14 protein-coding genes and 1 tRNA gene are annotated in these 20,203 nt (G+C 68.9%); 9 read left to right on the top strand and 6 right to left on the bottom strand.

What is annotated here, in order from left to right:
* Positions 1–53: 53 nt before the first annotated feature.
* Positions 54–2,123: a serine/threonine-protein kinase gene (locus SKC42_RS09565; RefSeq protein WP_330964056.1), complete on the bottom strand. Its 2,070-nt coding sequence runs from the start codon at positions 2,121–2,123 to the stop codon at positions 54–56.
* Positions 2,124–2,336: 213 nt separating this feature from the next.
* Here SKC42_RS09565 and SKC42_RS09560 point away from each other — a divergent pair, with 213 nt between their 5' ends.
* The 5 genes from SKC42_RS09560 to ligD (SKC42_RS09540) all read left to right on the top strand — a co-directional run bounded on the left by SKC42_RS09560 (position 2,337) and on the right by ligD (SKC42_RS09540) (position 9,456).
* Positions 2,337–5,099 carry an ATP-binding cassette domain-containing protein gene (locus SKC42_RS09560; RefSeq protein ID WP_330964055.1) on the top strand — a complete coding sequence of 921 codons (2,763 nt, stop codon included), beginning with the start codon at positions 2,337–2,339 and terminating at the stop codon, positions 5,097–5,099.
* Positions 5,100–5,176: 77 nt separating this feature from the next.
* A complete protein-coding gene (locus SKC42_RS09555) occupies positions 5,177–5,614 on the top strand; it encodes a DUF402 domain-containing protein (protein ID WP_330964092.1) in 438 nt (145 codons plus the stop codon).
* A gap of 202 nt (positions 5,615–5,816) precedes the next feature.
* Positions 5,817–7,502: an HAD hydrolase family protein gene (locus SKC42_RS09550; protein ID WP_330964054.1), complete on the top strand. Its 1,686-nt coding sequence runs from the start codon at positions 5,817–5,819 to the stop codon at positions 7,500–7,502.
* Positions 7,503–7,567: 65 nt separating this feature from the next.
* Positions 7,568–8,566, top strand: coding sequence for a non-homologous end-joining DNA ligase (gene ligD / locus SKC42_RS09545; protein ID WP_330964053.1), 999 nt, complete (start codon positions 7,568–7,570; stop codon positions 8,564–8,566).
* Positions 8,566–9,456 (top strand): non-homologous end-joining DNA ligase, encoded by an 891-nt coding sequence (ligD, locus tag SKC42_RS09540; RefSeq protein ID WP_330964052.1) that lies wholly within the window; start codon positions 8,566–8,568, stop codon positions 9,454–9,456. Before ligD (SKC42_RS09545) ends, ligD (SKC42_RS09540) begins: the two co-directional genes overlap by 1 nt.
* On the opposite strand, the gene coaE is transcribed toward ligD (SKC42_RS09540), so the two are convergent.
* From coaE to polA, 4 genes are all read right to left on the bottom strand, one after another.
* Complete coding sequence (gene coaE, locus SKC42_RS09535) at positions 9,453–10,667, bottom strand: dephospho-CoA kinase (RefSeq protein WP_330964051.1); 1,215 nt, start codon at positions 10,665–10,667, stop codon at positions 9,453–9,455. The genes ligD (SKC42_RS09540) and coaE overlap by 4 nt on opposite strands.
* A gap of 12 nt (positions 10,668–10,679) precedes the next feature.
* Positions 10,680–12,128, bottom strand: a complete 1,449-nt coding sequence (gene rpsA / locus SKC42_RS09530; protein WP_330964050.1) for a 30S ribosomal protein S1 — start codon at positions 12,126–12,128, stop codon at positions 10,680–10,682.
* Positions 12,129–12,285: 157 nt separating this feature from the next.
* A complete protein-coding gene (locus tag SKC42_RS09525; RefSeq protein ID WP_330964049.1) occupies positions 12,286–12,732 on the bottom strand; it encodes a DMT family transporter in 447 nt (148 codons plus the stop codon).
* A 46-nt stretch (positions 12,733–12,778) separates the two neighbouring features.
* A complete protein-coding gene (gene polA, locus SKC42_RS09520) occupies positions 12,779–15,442 on the bottom strand; it encodes a DNA polymerase I (protein ID WP_442932068.1) in 2,664 nt (887 codons plus the stop codon).
* Positions 15,443–15,606: 164 nt separating this feature from the next.
* On the opposite strand from polA, the gene SKC42_RS09515 reads away from it, so the two are divergent.
* Complete coding sequence (locus SKC42_RS09515; protein ID WP_330964047.1) at positions 15,607–16,050, top strand: Zn-ribbon domain-containing OB-fold protein; 444 nt, start codon at positions 15,607–15,609, stop codon at positions 16,048–16,050.
* The gene (locus SKC42_RS09510) at positions 16,047–17,249 is read left to right on the top strand and encodes a lipid-transfer protein (protein ID WP_330964046.1); all 1,203 of its coding nucleotides are present in this window, start codon (positions 16,047–16,049) and stop codon (positions 17,247–17,249) included. The genes SKC42_RS09515 and SKC42_RS09510 overlap by 4 nt, the downstream gene beginning before the upstream one ends.
* A gap of 132 nt (positions 17,250–17,381) precedes the next feature.
* Here the strand turns inward: SKC42_RS09510 and SKC42_RS09505 are convergent, their stop codons facing one another.
* The gene (locus tag SKC42_RS09505) at positions 17,382–17,999 is read right to left on the bottom strand and encodes an ANTAR domain-containing response regulator (protein ID WP_330964045.1); all 618 of its coding nucleotides are present in this window, start codon (positions 17,997–17,999) and stop codon (positions 17,382–17,384) included.
* Between the two features lie 116 nt (positions 18,000–18,115).
* Here SKC42_RS09505 and SKC42_RS09500 point away from each other — a divergent pair.
* Together SKC42_RS09500 and SKC42_RS09495 are read left to right on the top strand one after the other, a co-directional pair.
* A tRNA-Leu gene (locus SKC42_RS09500) sits at positions 18,116–18,189 on the top strand.
* A gap of 671 nt (positions 18,190–18,860) precedes the next feature.
* Positions 18,861–20,186, top strand: a complete 1,326-nt coding sequence (locus SKC42_RS09495; protein ID WP_330964091.1) for an adenylate/guanylate cyclase domain-containing protein — start codon at positions 18,861–18,863, stop codon at positions 20,184–20,186.
* The last annotated feature ends 17 nt before the right edge of the window (positions 20,187–20,203 follow it).

The raw sequence follows: 20,203 nt of genomic DNA, 5'->3' as shown, positions 1-20,203 counted from the left end.
GCGTGCAAACGCGCACGCTCACCGGTGGGGACGCTCGCCGAAAGAGGCGGGGCCTAGCCCGCAGGGCGGGTCCAGGTCCGCGTGACGGGGTCACATTCGAGCAGGTGCCCGTCGTTCGAGGTGGACATGGCGAACACCGCAAGCCCGGGCCGGTCGCACGAGCTGCCGGAGGCGTGCACGCCGGTCGTGATGGGCGCGCGAGCCCAGCTGTCGCCCTCGCAGACGATCTGCTCGTTGTTGGTGGGGTCGTAGGACAGCTTGTCGATGTCGCTGCACGGCCCGCCCAGGACGGGTGGCGAACCCGGCGTCGTCGGCGGGTTCGTCGTGGCGGCCGCCTGGGCGGGGTCGGCTATCTTCAGGCCCGCGGGCACGTCGCCCGCCCGGGTGGCGACCACCGGAACCCGGACCACCGCGCCCTGGGCGCCGCACTCGTTGCTCAGCACGGTCTCGGTGACGGTGCCGCGCAGGGTGCCGTCGGCCTGCGGGGCCAGCGACCAGGCGATGGTCTCCTGCTGGGTCGCCTGCGCCTGCCCGTTCGGCTGGGTGCACCCCACCCGCTGCTGCTGCGGCGTGCCCTGCCAGTAGCCACCCACGAATCGCAGCGTGTCGGTGTGGCCACCGTCGGCGGTGCTGGCCGCCTGGTGGTTGCCGTCGTCGAGCTGAACAGCCGTCGCGGCGCAGCCGTTGGTGGTGGTGCACACCGAGCGGAAGGCCCACCAATCGCTCGTGATCCCGTCGTGCCGGATCGGGATGCCGTTGGCGGTCTGCTTGCTGCGGTTGTACGTCAACTGGTAGATGCCGTTGAGCGCGGGGCCGCCGGATCGCACGGCGGCGGCGCTGGGCGCCGGGACGGAAGGCTTCGACGCGAGCGCGGGGGTGCTCGGCGAGCCGTCGGGCTGGAACGAATACAGCAGCGACCACGTCGTGGCCACCGCGACGAGCACCGCGCACACCAGCGCCGTGGCCCACCGTGCCCGCGACGAGAAACGGCGGCTCAAGGCGGAGACGGCACCGCGCGGCCGCAGAGCCTCGACGACGTCGGAGTCGGCTTCCACGTCGACTTCCACGTCAACCATTGCCTCGACGCGCGCGCTGACCGCAGCGGCGAAGGCGCGGCACCGTTCGAACCTATCCTCGGGCTGCTTGGCGAGCGCTATACGGAACACCTCGTCCAGGTCCGACAGCTCCGGGCGGTATTGGCTGAGCGGCGGCGGATCCTCGTGCAAGTGCTGGCTGATCACCGCGATCGGGTTGGAGTGCCGGAACGGCGGAGCCCCGGTGAGCAGGTGGAAAGCCGTTGCCGCCAAGGCGTATTGGTCGGCACGGCCGTCGATCTTGCCGCCCGTCAACTGTTCCGGCGCGGCGTAGGCCACCGTCCCCACCGCGACGTTGGTCTCGGTGATGCCGCTGATATCCCCGAGGTGGCGCGCCACCCCGAAGTCGGCCAGGACGATGCGACGCTCGCCGTCTTCGGGGTGGGTGAGCAGAATGTTTGCGGGTTTGACGTCGCGGTGCAGCAGTCCGCGATCGTGGGCATAGTCGAGCGCGCCGGCGACGGCCTGCACGATGTCGCACACGTCCTCGATGGGCATCCCGTCCTGGTAACCCTCTTTCACCAGCCGAGCGGCGTCGGTGCCCTCGACGTAGTCCATGGATATCCAGAGCTGACCGTTGAACTCGCCGCGATCGTGGACGCCGACGATGTGCGGGTGCCACAGCGTCGCGGCGAGATCGGCCTCCCGGTTGAACCTTTCGCGGAATTCGGGGTCCGCCGTGACGGCCTCGGCGAGCACCTTGATGACGTCGCGGCGGGGCAGCCGGGGATGCAACGCCAGGTACACCTCGGCCATCCCGCCGGCGCCCAGCTGCCGCAGGATCGTGTAACCCGCGAACGGCGCGCCGTTGGACACCGCGAGCCGGGAACCGCTGACCTCACCCCGCCGTGGCGGCGCCTCCGGCTCCACCGCGGGGATCGAGCTCACAGGGGGAACGCGGCGGAACAGATGCGCGACCGTCGCCGAGGGCAACGACTGAAAACCCGCGCGCAACGCCTCGCGGGCCTGCCTAGGGTTGCTCAGCAGCCGCCGCCCGGCATCCAGGCGCCGCGTCGCCTTGTCATCCATCTCTCGTCGTCCCCTCCTTTCCGTGCTCTACCGGTCCGCGTACCCCGCGCACCCAACCCACGCCGGCAGCCCCCACGTTCGAATGATGCCGGATGGCCGTGGGCAATTGGTCTCCCCAAGCTATGAGGTGGCTATGAGTCACGAAATCGAAATAAAGCCAAAGCACGGGCGGGTCCCATGGGGGCACTCGACGCACGGACCGATACTTGAAGGGTGAATCGACCCGCCCCGCCTGTCCTGACAGTTCGGTACGACGGGTCCCAACGTTCTTTCGCGGCCGGACATGAGGTCGTCATCGGGCGCGACATCGACGCCGACGTGCGCGTCGCGGATCCGCGCATCTCGCGGGCGCACCTGCTCGTGCGCTTCGACCAGGGCCGGTGGCTGGCAATCGACAACGGCTCACTGAACGGGACCTACCTGAACGGGTACCGGATGCCCGTCATCGACATCCATGACGGCCAGAGCATCCACGTCGGAAACCCGCAGGGACCGCGCCTCACCTTCGCGATCGGACCGCAGCACGGCCCGACCAGCCGCCCGCGTCAGACCCGGCTGGCGCACGACTCCGGGCCGCCCACCCAGTCTTGGTCCGTGCCCCCCGAGCAAACGAATCCCACCCAGCCCCCGGTGCCGCCGCGGGCCCGGCCCGGCGGCCGGCCCCCCGGCCCCGGCCGCAGCGGTCCGCCGGCGCCGCGGACAGCTCCGCGCGGCCGGCCGGCCAACCCGCCGGGGCGGCCACCCAATTCGCCGCCGAGGCAGCCGGTTCCGCCGCCGCGTCAGGCACCCCAGCCGCGCCGGACCCCGACGTCGTCGACGCCGCGGCCGTCTGGGACACCCGAAACCCCGCCCGACCAGCTGACCGTGGTCAACGCGGACCAGGCGGCGAGGTCTTATCCGGCCCCGCCCGAGGCCGGCGACACCCCGGACCCGACTCCGGCCGCCGAGTTCACCGTCATCGACGCCAAGACCGCCGACGTGTCCAACCTCGCCACCAGAATGGTGAAATTCCTTACACCGCGGTCGACACCGGGCCATCAGGCCGGTGAGGTCACGATCGGTCGTGCCGCCGAGAACGACATCGTGGTCTCGGACGTGTTGGCCTCGCGCGAACACGCCACGTTGGTGCCGACGCGGCTCGGCACGGAGATCCGGGACAAGAGCGTCAACGGGACGTTCGTCAACGGCACCCGGGTGGGGTCGGCGATCCTGTCCGAGGACGACGTCGTCACCATCGGCAACGTCGACCTGGTGTTCCGCAACGGCTCCCTGATCCAGCGCAGCGAGGCCGCAACGCGCACAGGCGGTCTGGAGGTGCGCAACGTCAAATACGCCGTCGACAACGGCAAGCAGTTGCTCGACAACATCTCGCTGACCGCCAGGCCCGGCACACTGACCGCGGTGATAGGCGGCTCGGGCGCCGGGAAGAGCACCCTGGCCCGGTTGATCGCCGGCTACGCGCGCCCGACGTCTGGATCGGTCAGCTTCGAGGGCCACGACGTCCACGCCGAGTACGCGTCGCTGCGCAGCAGGATCGGCATGGTGCCCCAGGACGACGTGGTGCACCGCCAGCTGACCGTGAACCAGGCCCTGGGCTACGCCGCCGAACTGCGGTTGCCGCCGGACACCGGCAAGGCCGACCGCGCCAAGGTGGTCGCCCGGGTCCTCGAAGAACTCGACCTGACCAAGCACGCCGAGACCCGGGTGGACAAGTTGTCCGGCGGACAACGCAAACGCGCGTCCGTGGCGCTCGAATTGCTCACCGGGCCTTCGTTGTTGATCCTCGACGAACCCACGTCCGGCCTGGATCCCGCGCTCGACCTGCAAGTCATGACGATGCTGCGCCAGCTGGCCGACGCCGGCCGCGTCGTGCTGGTCGTCACCCACTCGCTGTCCTACCTCGATGTCTGCGACCAGGTCCTGCTGATGGCGCCCGGCGGCAAGATCGCCTACTGCGGATCGCCCGACCAGATCGGCGACGCGATGGGCACCACCAACTGGGCGAAGATCTTCACCAACGTCGGCGCCGATCCCGAAGAAGCGAACCGGCGGTTCCTGGCCCAGACCGAGGCGCAGGAGCGGTCGCAGAAACGGGTGCCGGCGAAGGCCGACGCCGCGGAGGACCTGGGCGAACCGGTGCACACGAGTGTGCGGCGGCAGATCTCGACCATTGCGCGCCGACAGGTCCGGCTGGTTATCGCCGACCGCGCCTACTTCATCTTTCTGGCGCTATTGCCGTTCATCCTCGGTTCGCTGTCGCTGACCGTTCCGGGCGGCAACGGATTCCACGCTGCCGGCCCGAACGCCGGCACCCCGGACGAAGCCGCCCAGATACTCGCGCTGTTGATGCCGGCGGCCGCCTTCATGGGGACGGCGCTGACCATCCGCGACCTGGTCGGCGAACGCGCCATCTTCCAGCGCGAGCAGGCGGTTGGGCTGTCCACGACGGCCTACCTGCTGGCGAAGACGGCGGTGTTCTGCGGCTTCGCCGTCGTGCAGTCGGCGATCGTCACGGCGATCGTGGTGGTCGGCAAGAGCGCACCGACGCGGGGCGCCGTCCTGCTGGGCCATTCGACTGCGGGCGCGACCGCCGAGCTGTTCGCCACGGTCGCGGCGACCTGCGTCGCATCGGCGATCCTCGGGCTGGCGATTTCGTCGCTGGTGCGCTCCAGCGAGCAGATCATGCCGCTGTTCGTGGTGACCGTCATGGCGCAACTCGTGCTGTGCGGCGGGATGGTGCCGGTGACCGGCCGCCTCGGGCTTGACCAGCTGTCCTTCGCGATGCCGGCGCGGTGGGGTTACGCGGCGGCGGCCTCGACCGTCGACGTGCGGAACCTGGTGCCGGGTTCGCTGGTGCCCCAGGACCGATTCTGGGTGCACACGACGAAGGTCTGGCTGCTGGACATGGGTATGCTCGCCGCCCTGTCGCTGTTCTACGCCGGATTCGTGCGATGGAAGATCCGGTTGCGCAGGTAAGAGGAGGCACCATACATCCGCCCAAGCGCGAGACGTTCGACCTCGCGGCCCGCACGAACACCGACCCGAAGGGCATCGTGCGGACCGTCGACGAGTACGTGCGACGACCGTGGGGTCTCTACCTGGCCCGGCCGACCCCGGGCCGGGTGCAGTTCCACTACCTCGAGTCGTGGCTGCTGCCCTCACTCGGCCTTCGCGCCACGGTGTTCCACTTCAACCCCGGGCACGAACGCGACCACGACTACTACCTGGATGTCGGCGAATTCACCCCTGGAACCGACGTGTGGCATTCCGAGGACCACTACCTCGACGTCGAGGTTCGCACCGGCCAGCGGGCGGTGCTGACCGACGTCGACGAGCTGCTCGAGGCCGTGCGTCACGGGCTGCTGACGCCGGACGTGGCGGAGCGGGCGGTGCGGCGCGCAGTCGACGCCGTCGACGGCCTGGCCCGCAACGGCTACGACCTGTCGCGGTGGCTGGCGGGCAACGGCATCGACGTCACGTGGCGGGCCTGACCACCAGCAATCGTGCCCACCGTTCGGGGCGGTCTGTTGTTCGAACCGGGGCCTAATGGCCCTAGGGCGGGCTGGACGCGGAGCCCTAGGTTCGACAGGGTCGGCCGACACCGCGGTCGTTAAGTCGACGACGCCGCGAACGCTGACGGACGCCAGCTTTGCGGAGTTTTGATGATTGGCGACAACAGGCTCGAGGTGGGCGGTGGCGTTTTTTCAGGTGGTCGCCATCGACCTCGACGGCACGCTGACATCGCGGGGCCGACTCTCGGCGCAGGCGCTCGACGCGATCTACGACGCCCGGCACCAAGGACTCGTGGTCGTGTTGGTCACCGGCCGCATCGAAGCCGAATTGCTGGCTGAGTTTCCGAACATCGCCGACTACTTCGACGCCCTGGTGCTCGAAAACGGCGCCGTGATGGTGATCAAGGGCCATGCCCAAACGCTGGCGGAGCCGGTGGACCGCGCGCTCGACGACGCACTCCTCAAGCGCCGCTTGCCATTTCGCCGCGGCCAGGCGCTGGTGGCGGTGGCCGGTGAACACGCCGCGACCGTCGTCGACCTGATCGGTGAACTCGGGCTAGACTGCCAGATCGTCCGGAACCGGGACGCGCTCATGGTGCTGCCGGCCGGCGTCACCAAAGGCACCGGCCTCAGCGCCACCCTGTCCGAACTCCACCTCTCCCCGCACAACGCCATCGCCGTCGGGGATGCGGAGAACGACCTGTCGATGTTCGCCGTCGCCGAGATCGGCATCGCCGTCGCCGACGCCGTTTCTTCGGTGCTGCGCCACGCCGACCTCGTCCTCGACGACGCGAACGGCGCCGGCCTCGCCGGCCTGCTGGCCGGGCCGCATCTGACCGGAGCCCGGCGATTCTGCCCGGCCCGGCGGTGGGTCGAGGTCGGGACCTTCGACAATCGATCGCCGGCCCGCGTCCCGGGGAGCCAGGGCCGCATCCTCGTCACCGGGCCGGCCGGGTCGGGGAAGAGCTATCTCGTCGGCCTGATGGCCGAGCGCTGGATCCAGGCCCACTACTGCGTGCTCGTGATCGATCCCGAAGGCGACCACGTGCAACTGCAGCAGCTCACCGGGGTGCGGGTGGTCGACGGGCGAGACCACCTTCCCGAACCGATCGAGCTGGTGACCGGCCTGGACCCGCGCACCAGCCTGGTGGTGGACATGTCCGGCGTGCCCGACCCGGTGAAGATGGAGTACCTGCATCGCCTCCGGTCGACCGCCGAGGCGCACCGCGAGCAGCACGGGCTGCCGCACTGGGTTGTCTACGACGAGGCGCACCTGCTGGGCACCGACGAGGAGGCGCACTGGGCGCGGCGCGGCGGCTACGTGTTGTGCTCGTTCGCCCCGGCCGCACTGCCCGCCGGCGAGATCGACAGCAGCGACGTGTCGTTGACGCTGCCGGACGACGGCGCCGGGAACGAAATGGCCGGCCTGCGGCGCGCCGTGCTGCGATTGGGCTCGGGACCACCGCGCGCGTTCACCATCGCCGACCGCCAAACCGAACACGTGCGGCACCGCCGGAAGTACGCCGACGTCCGGCTCCCCAACGAGCGCCGGTTCTACTTCCACGGCGCGGACGGGCAGTCCGTGCGTCCGGCCTCGACGATGGACGAGTTTCGCACCGCCGTAAGCCATCTCGATCAGCGAGCGCTGCAATACCATCTCGATCGCGGGGACTTCTCCCGCTGGCTGGAGGGCACCATCGCCGACCGGGACTTCGCCCAGCAGGTCGCGGCCTGGGAGGACGAGGTCGCGGCCCGGCACGCCGCCGATGTAGAACGCGTGCGCGACCAGCTCGTCCGCGCCGTGCACGACAGGTACCTTCTCCCCCAGAGCCCCGGCGAGACCCCGGCGGCGCCGCCGCACCCGTGAGTCCGCCGCCCCGTCGGGTACCGTGTCTCAATGGGCGGGACCGAGCCTGATCCGGACGGTTTGTCATGACCGACTTCGCGGGCCTGCCCGCCCCGGTGCGCGCGGCACTGCGGGACGAGCCCGTCCCGGACTGGTGCGCACCCACGCTGGCCACCCTCACCGACAAGCGATTCTCCGATCCGGACTGGATCTTCGAGCGCAAGTTCGACGGCATGCGCTGCCTGGCCTTCCGGGACGGCGAACGGGTGCGCCTCCTGTCCCGAAATCGCCTGTCCCTCAACGACACCTACCCCGAGCTGGTCGACGCGCTCGGCGCCCAGCGCACCACCCGATTCGTGGTCGACGGGGAGGTGGTGGCGTTCGACGGGCGCCGCACCAGCTTCGAGCGGCTGCAGGGCCGGCTGGGCATCACCGACCCGCAAGTGGCCCGGGCGTCGCCGGTGCGCGTCTACTACTACCTGTTCGACCTGCTGCACGTCGACGGAAAATGCACGCGGGACGTGCCGCTGCGATGGCGGAAACGATTGCTGCGCAACGTTATCGAATTCTGCGGGCCGCTGCGCTACACGCCGCACCGGATCGCGGATGGCATCGAGGCCTACCGGACCGCGTGCGAGCGCGGCGACGAGGGCGTCATCGCCAAGCGCGCCGACTCCGCCTACGACGGCCGCCGCTCCCCGAATTGGCTGAAGTTCAAGTGCGTCCGCGACCAGGAGCTGGTGGTGGGCGGCTATACCAGCCCGAAAGGGAGCCGCGTCGAGCTGGGGGCGCTGCTCCTCGGCTACTACGACGGTCCCGACCTGGTGTATGCGGGCAAGGTCGGCACCGGCTTCGACGAGGCGACGTTGCACAGCCTGCACGACCGGCTGTCGTCGATCCCCCGGGACACGCCGCCGTTCACCCGCGGCCTCGGGCGCGCAGCGGGCGCCAGCTGGGTGCGCCCCGAGCTGGTGGTCCAGATCGGGTTCACCGAGTGGACCCGCGACGGGAAGCTGCGCCACCCCCGGTATCTAGGCCTGCGGACCGACAAAGACGCCGCCGAGGTCGCGCGGGAGTCCCCCTGATGGGCGGCAGCTCGGTCGAGGTCACCCACCCGGACCGGGTGCTGTTCCCGGCCGACGGCATCACCAAGCGTGACCTCGTCGACTACTACGCCGCCGTGGCCGGCGCAATGCTGCCGCACCTGAAGGGGCGGCCGCTCAATGCGCAGCGGTTCCCGCGGGGCATCGGTGACCCCGGCTTCGTGCAGCAGGATTTCGCCGATTCGCTGCCCGAGTGGATGGGGCGCGTCGAGGTCGCCAAGGAAGACGGCACCGTCGTGCATCCGGTCGCCGAGAGCCCGGACGCGCTGCGCTGGCTGGCCAACCAGAACTGCGTCACCCTCCACGCCTGGCAGTCGCGGCTGAGCCGGCTGAACGAGCCCGATCGACTCGTGTTCGACCTGGACCCGTCCGAAGGCGACTTCGCGGTGGTGAGGGCGACGGCGCGCGCGGTGGCCGGGCTGCTGCGGGACCTCGGGCTCGTCACCTACGTCCAGGTGACCGGGTCGCGCGGGTTGCACGTCGTGGCGCCGGTACGCCCGGAGACCGATTTCGACACCGCCCGCCAGTTCGCCCGCGACGTCGCCGAACTGGTGGCGGCGGACGACCCCGCGCACCGCACCGTCGAAGCCCGCAAGCAGAAGCGGGGCGGCCGGGTGTACCTCGACGTCATGCGAAACGCCTACGCGCAGACCGCCGTTGCGCCCTATTCCGTGCGGCCCCGGGCCGGTGCCCCGGTGGCAACACCGGTCGAGTGGGAGGAATTGGACGCCGCGGGCCTGCGGGCGGACTGCTTTACCATCCGCGATGTCCCCAAACGGCTGACGCGCCAACCCGATCCGTGGGCCGGGATGCCCCGGCACGCCCGCTCGCTGGCCGGCCCCATGCGGCGGCTGGCCAAGCTGCGCGCCTAGGGCCGCCACCCGGTTGAGTCGGCCCACTCCCAGGCCCGCCGGTAGGCGTCGAGGAGCCATGGCTCCTTGGCGTCGGCGTAGGAGGAGATGTCACCGTCGGCACCCCGTTCAGCCATGCGCTTGACGGCCAGGTAGTCGGCACGCTCCTGAGGGTTCGCCGCCAACCAGTCGACGAACAGCAGAGCGAACTGCTGATTGGGCCAGCCGTCCACCCGGACATGCACGTTGGTCGGCCGGCCCGGATCCGCCGAGGCATGAAACCTCTTGTGCCATAACGCCGAATCGTCACTGTGATCATAGCGGCCCACGGTGCTGCGGGCATCGGTCTTAGCGACATCACCGGTGATGTGCTGCATGCGTGGGTACCCGGCGGCCAGCAAGGGCTCGGCAAGTTCATCGGCCACCGCGAGCGACTCGACGGTGATCTGAATGTCGATGACGTCCTTGGCCTCGAAGTCGGGCACGGCGGTCGAGCCGATGTGGTCGACGCGCAACGCCCGGTGGCCGCACGCGGTCTTCAGGCGGGCCAGGATTCGCCGCGCCTGATCGCGCCAATTCGGGTCGGGGGGCACCAGACGCGCGGGCGCCCTGGCGATCTGGCGCTCACTCAGATTATGCGCGAACGGCAGGATGCGGTTGTCCCACACCTCCCGGCCGCGCTTGACCAAATCCTCTTGACTGCCCGAATTGTCGACCCAGATGTCGGCGACGGCGCGGCGCTGCTCGTCGCTGGCCTGCGCGGCGATCCTCGCGCGGGCGTCCTCCTCCGGCATGCCGCGCTGGTCGACGAGCCGCCGCAGCCGGACCTCGACGTCGGCGTAGACGATCACCACCAGCGGGAAGAACGGGGCCATCCCCGACTCCACCAGCAGCGGAATGTCTTCCACCACAACCGAATCGTCGGGCACCGACGCGATGATCTCGGCTCGGCGCTTGCCGACCAACGGGTGCACGATGCCGTTGAGCTTCGCGCGGGCCTCGTCGTTCGGGAATGCCTTGGCGGCCAGCGCCGGCCGGTTCAGCGAGCCGTCGGGGAGCAGGATGTCCGCGCCGAACGCCTCGACGAGCGCCGCCAGGCCCTCGGTTCCCGGCTCGACCACCTCGCGCGCGATGACGTCCCCGTCGACGACGACGGCACCGCATTGCGCGAAGGTGGCCGAGAGTGCCGATTTACCGGCGCCGATGCCACCGGTCAACCCGATGCGCAGCATGGGAGAACGCTGCTACGCGTTGCCGGCGAGCTTCTCCCGCAGGGCCGCCAGTTGGGCGTCGCTGGCCAGGGATCCACCGGCCGCCTTCTCCTCGCGCGCACCACCGCTGCTCGACGACTGGTCGCCGGCGCCGTGCCCGGCGGCCTCGGCCGCGGCGAACTTCTCCATCTGCGCGGTGTGCATCTTGTGCCGGCGCTCGGCCTCCGCGTAGCGGGCCTCCCACTCGTTGCGCTGGGCGTCGAAGCCTTCCATCCACTCGTTGGTCTCGGCGTCGAAGCCCTCGGGGAAGATGTAGTTGCCCTGGTCGTCGTAGCTGTCGGCCATGCCGTACTTCGCCGGGTCGAACTCCTCGGTGTAGTCCTCGTTGGCCTGCTTGAGCGACAACGAGATCCGGCGGCGCTCCAGGTCGATGTCGATGACCTTGACCATGGCGTCGTCGCCGACGGCGACCACCTGGTCGGGAACCTCGACGTGCCGCTCGGCCAGCTCGGAGATGTGCACCAGGCCCTCGATGCCCTCTTCGACGCGGACGAACGCGCCGAACGGCACCAGCTTGGTGACCTTGCCGGGGACGATTTGGCCGATCGCGTGGGTGCGGGCGAAGTGCCGCCACGGGTCTTCCTGAGTCGCCTTGAGCGACAAGGACACCCGCTCGCGATCCATGTCGACGTCGAGCACCTCGACGGTGACCTCGTCGCCCACCTGGACGACCTCGGACGGGTGGTCGATGTGCTTCCAGGACAGCTCGGAGACGTGCACCAGGCCGTCGACGCCGCCGAGGTCGACGAACGCACCGAAGTTGACGATCGAGGAGACGACCCCCTTGCGGATGGCGCCCTTCTGCAGCTGGTTGAGGAACTCGCTGCGCACCTCGGACTGGGTCTGCTCCAGCCAGGCGCGGCGCGAGAGCACCACGTTGTTGCGGTTCTTGTCCAGCTCGATGATCTTGGCCTCGATCTCCTTGCCGATGTACGGCTGCAGATCGCGGACGCGGCGCATCTCGACCAACGAGGCGGGCAGGAAGCCGCGCAACCCGATGTCGAGGATCAGGCCACCCTTGACGACCTCGATGACCGTGCCCTTGACGGCCTCGTCCTTCTCCTTGAGCGCCTCGATGGTGCCCCAGGCGCGCTCGTACTGCGCGCGCTTCTTGGAGAGGATCAGGCGGCCTTCTTTGTCCTCCTTGGTGAGAACCAGGGCCTCGACCTCATCGCCGACGGAAACGACCTCACTGGGGTCGACATCGTGCTTGATGGAGAGCTCGCGGGCGGGGATGACGCCCTCGGTCTTGTAGCCGATGTCGAGGAGCACCTCGTCCCGGTCCACTTTGACGATCGTCCCCTCGACGATGTCGCCATCGTTGAAGTACTTGATCGTTTTGTCTATTGCGGCAAGAAAATCCTCGCTGGAGCCAATGTCGTTGACGGCTACTTGGGGCGAGGTGACGGTGGGACTCGGCATGTGGTGGGTTGCTCCGGACAGGTTGGGTCGTAGGGACAAATCTGGGATTTACCCATTGAGGCTACTCGACTGGGTACACGCAGGCCAAACCGGTCGCCAGCGCGAGCCGCGCCGCGTTAAGCCCGCGCAAATTCCGGGCCAAATTTTGGCGATCGCCTCAGAACTTCGCGATGAGCGCGACCCCGCCGACCATCAGCAACCCGCCGAGGCATCGCCCCAGGCTGATCGGGTGTGGATCGACGCGGAGCCAGCCGAAATGGTCGATGAGGAGGGACATGATGAGGGCCGCCGTCACGGTGAAGCCCATGAAGGTCGCCGCCCCCACCCTGTTGACCAGCGTCAGGCCGGCGTAGACCTGGACCGCTCCCACCAGGCCGCCGATCACAGCCCACCAGGGCATCGACGCGACGTCTTTCGCGGTGGGCAGGGGCCGCGGCACGAGGAGGAAAGCCGCGATGAAGAACACCGTGATGACGGCGAACGAGACCGCCGACGCCAGCCACGGATTGATCAGGTGTTTGTAGAGCTGCCCGTTCATTGCCGCACCGCATGTCTGCAACGCGCCGCCAAGAATGATGAAAGGGATCATCCACGCTGCGTTCACGGCGCTCCTCATGGTTTCGGGACGGTCACCGCCCCCGGTTGCCGCGCTAGTGTGCGGCCGCGTCCCAAGAGCGACCGTAGCCCACCGAAACCTCGAGCGGGACGTCGAGCGGATAAGCGCCGCCCATCTTTTCGCGCGCCAGCGCCTCGAGGAGTTCCCGCTCGCCGGGCGCGACCTCGAACAGCAACTCGTCGTGCACCTGCAGCAGCATCCGCGACGCCAGCCCGGCCCCTTTGATCGCCCTGTCCACCTCGATCATGGCGACCTTGATGATGTCGGCGGCGCTGCCCTGGATGGGTGCGTTGAGCGCCGCCCGCTCGGCGGCCTCCCGGACCTGGCGGTTGCTGCTGTCCAGCTCGGGGAGGTAGCGGCGGCGGCCCAGCACCGTGGACGTGTAGCCGTCCTTGCGGGCCTGGTCGACGACGGCCATGAGGTAGTCGCGCACCCCGCCGAATCGGGCGAAGTACTGGTCCATCTGGACCTTCGCCTCCTCGGTGGAGATCTTCAGCTGCGTGGACAGCCCGTAGGCGCTGAGCCCGTAGGCCAGCCCGTACGACATGGCCTTCACCCGGCGCCGCAACTCGGGGGTCACCTCGGCGATCGGCACGCCGAACGCACGGGAGGCCACGAAAGAGTGCAGGTCCTCCCCCGTGTTGAAGGCCTCGATCAGCCCCTCGTCCTTGGACAGGTGCGCCATGATCCGCATCTCGATCTGGCTGTAGTCGGCGGTCATCAGTTCGGAGTAGCCGTCACCGACCACGAACGCGTCGCGGATCTGGCGGCCCGCGTCGGTGCGGATCGGGATGTTCTGCAGGTTCGGTTCGGTGGACGACAGCCGGCCGGTCGCGGCGATCGTCTGGTTGAACGTGGTGTGGATGCGGCCGTCGTCGGCCACCGAGTTCAGCAGCCCGTCGACGGTGACCTTCAGCCGGGTCACGTCGCGGTGGACGAGCAGGTGCTGCAGGAACGGGTGCCCCGTCTTGTCGAACAGCGACTGCAGGGCGTCGGCGTCGGTGGTGTAGCCCGTCTTCGTCCGCTTCGTCTTCGGCATGCCGAGTTCGTCGAACAGCACCGCCTGCAACTGCTTGGGCGAGCCGAGGTTGATCTGCTTGCCGATCACGGCGTACGCCGCCTCGGCGGCGTCGCGGATCTCGTCGGCGAACTGGCTCTGCAGCTCGGTCAGCAGCGGCCGATCGACGGCGATGCCGGCGCTCTCCATGCTCGCCAGCACCCGCTGCACCGGCAGTTCCATCTCGCCGAGCAGCGCGGTGGAGGCGATGCGATCCAGCTCGGTATCCAGCGCGTCGGCGAGGTCCGCCACCGCGCGGGCCCGCAGCACGAGCGTCTGGACGGCCTGCTCGTCGACGCCCTCCATGTCGTCGAGAAGCGAGAGTTGTTGCTGCTCGGCCTTTTCCGCGCGCAGCTCGCGCCGCAGATACCGCAACGACAGGTCGTCGAGGGCGAAGCTGCGCTGGCCCGGCCGCACCAGGTAGGCGGCCAGCGCCGTGTCGGAGGTGACGCCGTCCAGCGTCCAGCCGCGCCCCGCGAGGTCGTGGATGGCCAGCTTCGCCTCGTGCAGCGCTTTGGGTTTCGCCGGATCGGCCAGCCAGGCCTGCAGTGCGGCGTCGTCCTCGGGTGTGAGCGTCGCGGTGTCGACGTAGGCGCCCTCCCCGTCGGCCGCGGCGACAGCCAGCGCCGTCGCGTCGCCGCCGTGGGGCAGGTGCGTGCCGACGACGGCCAGCCCGCAGCGGCGCCCGTCGCCGGCATGCTCGGCGAGCCAGCGCCCGACCGTTCCGGGTTCGAGCGCCCCGCCGCGCACGTCAAACCCCTCGTCGACCTCCGGCTCGACGGCGGCCAGCGTGTCGAACAGCCGGTCCCGCAACACCCGGAACTCCAGGTCGTCGAAAAGGCGGTGGATCTGATCGCGGTCCCAGGGCTGCATCCGCAGCGTATCCGGGGTTTGGGGCAGGGGAACGTCGCGGATCAGCTCGGTGAGGTCGCGGTTGCGGATCACGTTGGCCAGGTGCGCGCGCAGCGCGTCGCCGACCTTGCCGCGCACCGACTCGACGTTGTCGACCAGGGACTGCAGCGAGCCATACTCGATGATCCACTTGGACGCGGTCTTCTCCCCAACACCGGGGATGCCGGGCAGGTTGTCGCTGGGGTCGCCGCGCAGCGCGGCGAAATCGGGGTACTGCGTGGGCGTCAGCCCGTACTTCTCGACGACGGCTTCCGGGGTGAACCGGGTCAGTTCGCTGACGCCCTTGCGCGGGTACAGCACGGTTACGTCGTCGCTGACCAGCTGCAGGGAGTCGCGGTCGCCGGTGACCACCAGCACCCGGTAGCCCTCGTTCTCCGCCTGGGTGGCCAGCGTCGCGATCAGGTCGTCGGCCTCGAAGCCCGGCTCGGACAGCACCGTGATGCCCAGCGCGGCCAGCACTTCCTTGGTGATGTCGATCTGGCCGTGGAACTCGTCGGGCGTCGTCGACCGGTTGGCCTTGTACTCCGGGTAGCGCTCCGAGCGGAACGTCTGCCGCGACACGTCGAACGCCGCGGCGATGTGCGTCGGCGCCTCGTCGCGCAGCAGGTTGATCAGCATGGCGGTGAATCCGTAGACGGCGTTGGTGGTCAGGCCGCCACGGGTCTTGAAGTTCTCGGTGGGCAGCGCGTAGAACGCCCGGAACGCCAGCGAATTGCCGTCCAGCAACATCAGCGTGGGCTTGGCGGTGTCCGCTTCGGTCGACCCGGAAGCCTTACTGGCGGTTTTCGCGGCAGTCACGACTCTCACTCTAGGCATCGGGTACGACGCCTCACGCGCCGCCGCGAAACTGCAACACGTTTCAGTTTTGCCCCGCGGCTGGGTACGCTGGCCCGGTGCCAGAGGTCACCAGCCACGAACCCGCGATCGACGGGTGGTTCGCCACCGATGGGGGCGGCCGCCCCCATCTGATCGGCAGCAAATGCCCCGAGTGCGGCACGTACGTGTTCCCGCCGCGCGAGAACAACTGCCCCAACCCGGCCTGCGCCAGCGACACGCTCGACGCCGTCGCGCTGTCGACCCGGGGCACGCTGTGGAGCTACACCGAAAACCGGTATCCCCCGCCCGCGCCCTACCCGGCGGCGGATCCGTTCGAGCCGTTCGCCATCGCCGCGGTCGAGCTGGCCGACGAAGGCATCATCGTGCTGGGCAAGGTGGTCGAGGGCACCCTAGCCACCGACCTGAAGGTCGGGATGGAGATGGAACTGACCACGATGCCACTGTTCACCGACGACGACGGCGTGGAGCGCATCGTCCATGCCTGGAGGATCGCGTCATGAGCACTCCCGAACCGCTCTACATTCTCGGCGCGGGCATGCACCCGTGGGGCAAGTGGGGCCGCGACTTCACCGAATACGGCGTCGTCGCCGCGCGCGCCGCGCTGGCCGAGGCCGGGCTCGACTGGCGGCAGATCCAGCTGGTCGCCGGGGCGGACACCATCCGCAACGGCTACCCGGGCTTCATCGCCGGGTCGACGTTCGCCCAGAAGCTCGGCTGGAACGGCGTGCCGGTCAGCTCCAGCTACGCCGCCTGCGCCAGCGGGTCCCAGGCGCTGCAGAGCGCGCGGGCGCAGATTCTGGCCGGCTTCTGCGACGTCGCGCTGGTGATCGGCGCCGACACCACGCCGAAGGGGGCGTTCGCCCCGGTCGGCGGCGAGCGCAAGAACGACCCGGACTGGCAACGGTTCCACCTGATCGGCGCGATGAACCCGGTGTACTTCGCGCTGCTGGCGCGGCGCCGGATGGACCTCTACGGTGCGACGTCCGAGGACTTCGCCGCGGTCAAGGTCAAGAACTCGCGGCACGGCCTGCAGAACCCGAACGCCCGCTACCGCAAGGAGACCTCGGTCGAGGACGTGCTGGCTAGCCCGGTGGTCTCGGATCCGCTGCGGCAGCTCGACATCTGCGCGACCTCGGACGGTGCCGCGGCCCTGATCGTCGCCAGCGCCGACTTCGCCCGCAAGCACCTGGGCTCGCTCGACGGCGTGCCGTCCGTGCGGGCGGTCAGCACGGTCACCCCGCGCTACCCGCAGCACCTGCCCGAATTGCCGGACATCGCAACGGATTCCACCGCGGCCGTGCCCGCCCCCGACCGGGTTTTCAAGGACCAGATCCTGGATGCGGCCTACGCCGAAGCGGGCATCGGGCCCGAGGACGTCAGTATGGCCGAGGTGTACGACCTGTCCACCGCGCTGGAGCTCGACTGGTACGAGCACCTGGGGCTGTGCGCCAAGGGGGAAGCCGAGGGTCTGCTGCGCAGCGGCGCGACCGCCTTGGGCGGCAGGGTGCCCGTCAACCCGTCAGGCGGGCTGGCCTGCTTCGGCGAGGCCATCCCGGCCCAGGCCATCGCGCAGGTCTGCGAGCTGACGTGGCAGCTGCGGGGCCAGGCCACCGGTCGGCAGGTGGAGAACGCCACCGTCGGCGTCACCGCCAACCAGGGACTGTTCGGGCACGGCTCGTCGGTGATCGTGGCGCGCTGACGGGCTGTCGGCTGTCGGCTGTCGCTCGAAACTAAAGCCGGTGCGCCTAGACTGAACCCGGCGCGCCTCAACGCGCCGATTCGCGATGTGGGTGCAGGCTCGGCGCAACAGGCGCAGGCTCGGCGCGGCCGGCTACTCGTCCTGGGCGGTGTCGAGGGTTTCCAGGACGACTTCGGCGACCCGCTTCATCGTCGTGCGCCGGTCCATGGCCGCGCGCTGGATCCACTTGAACGCCTCGGGCTCCGTCATGCCCTGCTGGGTCTGCAGGAGGCCCTTGGCGCGCTCGACGAGCTTGCGGGTCTCCAGCCGGTCGGACAGGGTGGCCACCTCGCGCTCGAGCGCGCTGAGCTCGCCGAACCGGCTGACGGCCAGTTCGATCGCCGGGACCAGGTCGCTGACCGTGAACGGCTTCACCAGATAAGCCATCGCCCCGGCGTCCCGGGCCCGCTCGACCAGGTCGCGCTGGCTGAAGGCGGTCAGCACGACGATCGGCGCAATCCGCTTGCTGGCGATCTCCGAGGCCGCGTCAATCCCGTCTCGGCGGGGCATCTTCACGTCCATGATGACGAGATCGGGCTTGTGGAGCTCGGCGAGCTCGACGGCCTCCTGGCCATCGCTCGCCTCGCCGACGATGTCGTACCCCTCCTCCCGCAGCATCTCGGCTAGGTCCATTCGGATGAGCGCTTCGTCTTCGGCGATCAGGACCCGGCGCGGCACAGCGGCGTCGGTGTCGGTTGTGGGACCTGTCATGACGCACATTCTGTCCTGAATGGCTTCGACCAGCGACCTCGGGGGCGGTCAGCCGGGGTGGACCACCCCATCCTCTATGGTGGGATGCTGCCTCTAACCTAGGAGGCCGAGCGAAGGCCCTCGTATCCCAACTGGCAGAGGAAACGGATTCAAAACCCGTCCAGTGTGAGTTCGAATCTCACCGAGGGCACTCGAAACGGCCATGATCGAGACCATGGGGATGGTTCTCACCTCCCACGCCACCCATGGGTTGGCCGTCCAGCCGCAAACAGTCCGCGGCGTACGCGTATAACGCTTATTACGAATTTCAACGTTGGGGTTTATCGATTTAATTGATCATCGGGTTGCCTTTGCGGCCTTCCCCGACCAGATATCCCGGCGTACTATTCGGTGCACAATGGAGTCGCCTCGGCACGGGGGTGAAGTTATGGCGAGTTTTAGCAAGAAAGTCGGGCTCGTGTTAATTCTCGCCCTCACGGCGACAATGACGGAAGCGTGTGCCTCCGGCTGCGGCCCAGCCTCGTCGTTACTGCTTGTGAGCGGTGATTCCATCCAGGGCAGTGACCAGGCACGTTTCAATGCGATACCCGGGGACCAAGTGTGCGCGGAGCGCTCGGTCGGACTGGGGGCGCACCACGTAATAGTCCCGTGATCGGCAATTCGGCAATTCGTTAAAGCGATACTTCCGGCGCAGCAATTCAGCGGACCTATTCCATGCACCGGGGGTCGGAGAAACACTGCGCGACTCCGCAAGAACGTCACCATAAATTCTCGTCGCCATAACGCGGCCCGGGTGAGACCCGGATGCCCAAATCCCGCGAGCGGGCCGACAAACGCCAGGTCAGCGGTTACGCTGTGATGGTGGTGGCGAAGAAGTGTGGTGCCCCACCGAGAAGGCCAGACGACACGCGCCCGGACTGCGTAGCCGCGGCGCGGGCTCAAGGCCGCGACCGTAATCAGCACTACGCCGACGCCGCCGCCCGTCGGGTCCGGATCCTCACCATCACCGCCTGGCTGTCCGTGACGGTCAGCGTGAGCTTCGTGTTGGTGCAGATCTTCGGTGGATCGTGGCTCTGGCAGGTCGGCTCGATCAACGCCGTGGGCGCCGTCGTGTTCGCCATCGTCCCGTGGCTGCAGCGATTCGGGGAACTCGTCGCCCCGCTCACCTTCGTGGCGGCCGCCTACGCCTCGATCTTCGCCAGCTGTATCGACGTCGGCACGGGATCCGGGTCGCAATTCTTCTTCCTGGTGGGCGCCTGCATCGTCGTGCTGTTGTTGGGCATCGAACACATCGTTCTGGCGTCCGCGCTGGCGGCGGTGGCCGCGGGCCTGATCATCGCGGTCGAATTCCTGGTTCCCCGTGACACCGGGGTGCAGCCGGCCTGGGCCCAGTCGGCCGGCTTCGTCGTGACGACGATCTCCAGCGTGGTGATGGTGGTGGTGACGGTCTGGTTCGCCCTGCGCGACACCGCCCGCGCCGAGGCCGTCATGGAAGCTCAGTACGATCGGTCCGAAGCGCTGCTGGCCAACATGTTGCCCGCCAGCATCGCCGACCGGCTCAAGGCGCCCGATCGCAGCGTGATCGCCGACAAGTACGACGAGGCGTCCGTGCTGTTCGCCGACATCGTCGGCTTCACCGAACGCGCCAGCGCGACCGCTCCGGCCGAGCTCGTCCGGTTCCTCGACCGGCTCTACGGGGCGTTCGACGAGCTGGTGGACAAGCACGGACTCGAGAAGATCAAGGTCAGCGGCGACTCCTACATGGTGGTCAGCGGTGTGCCGCGGCCGCGGCCCGACCATGCCCATGCCCTTGCCGACTTCGCCCTCGACATGACGAGTGCCGTTCGCGGGCTTCAAGATCCCCACGGCAGCCCGGTGAAGCTGCGGGTCGGCATGGCCACCGGGCCGGTGGTCGCGGGCGTCGTGGGTTCGCGGCGCTTCTTCTATGACGTGTGGGGCGACGCCGTCAACGTCGCGTCCCGGATGGAATCCACCGATTCGGTCGGACGAATCCAGGTGCCCGAAACGATGTGCGAACCCCTGCGGGGCGACTTCGTGCTGCAGGAGCGCGGCCTCGTCGAGGTCAAGGGAAAAGGCTCGATGCGCACGTGGTACCTCCTCGGCCGCAAGCCGGCCGAGGAGCCACGATCCGAACTCGCCGACGAATCGCGCACCGCCCGGGTCTGAGCCGAAAGTCCCTACCC

It is taken from the genome of Mycobacterium sp. 050134 (assembly GCF_036409085.1).
Classification (GTDB): Bacteria; Actinomycetota; Actinomycetes; order Mycobacteriales; family Mycobacteriaceae; genus Mycobacterium.
Note: the sequence above shows the minus strand (reverse complement) of the source record. Positions and strands in the feature narration are given on the sequence as shown.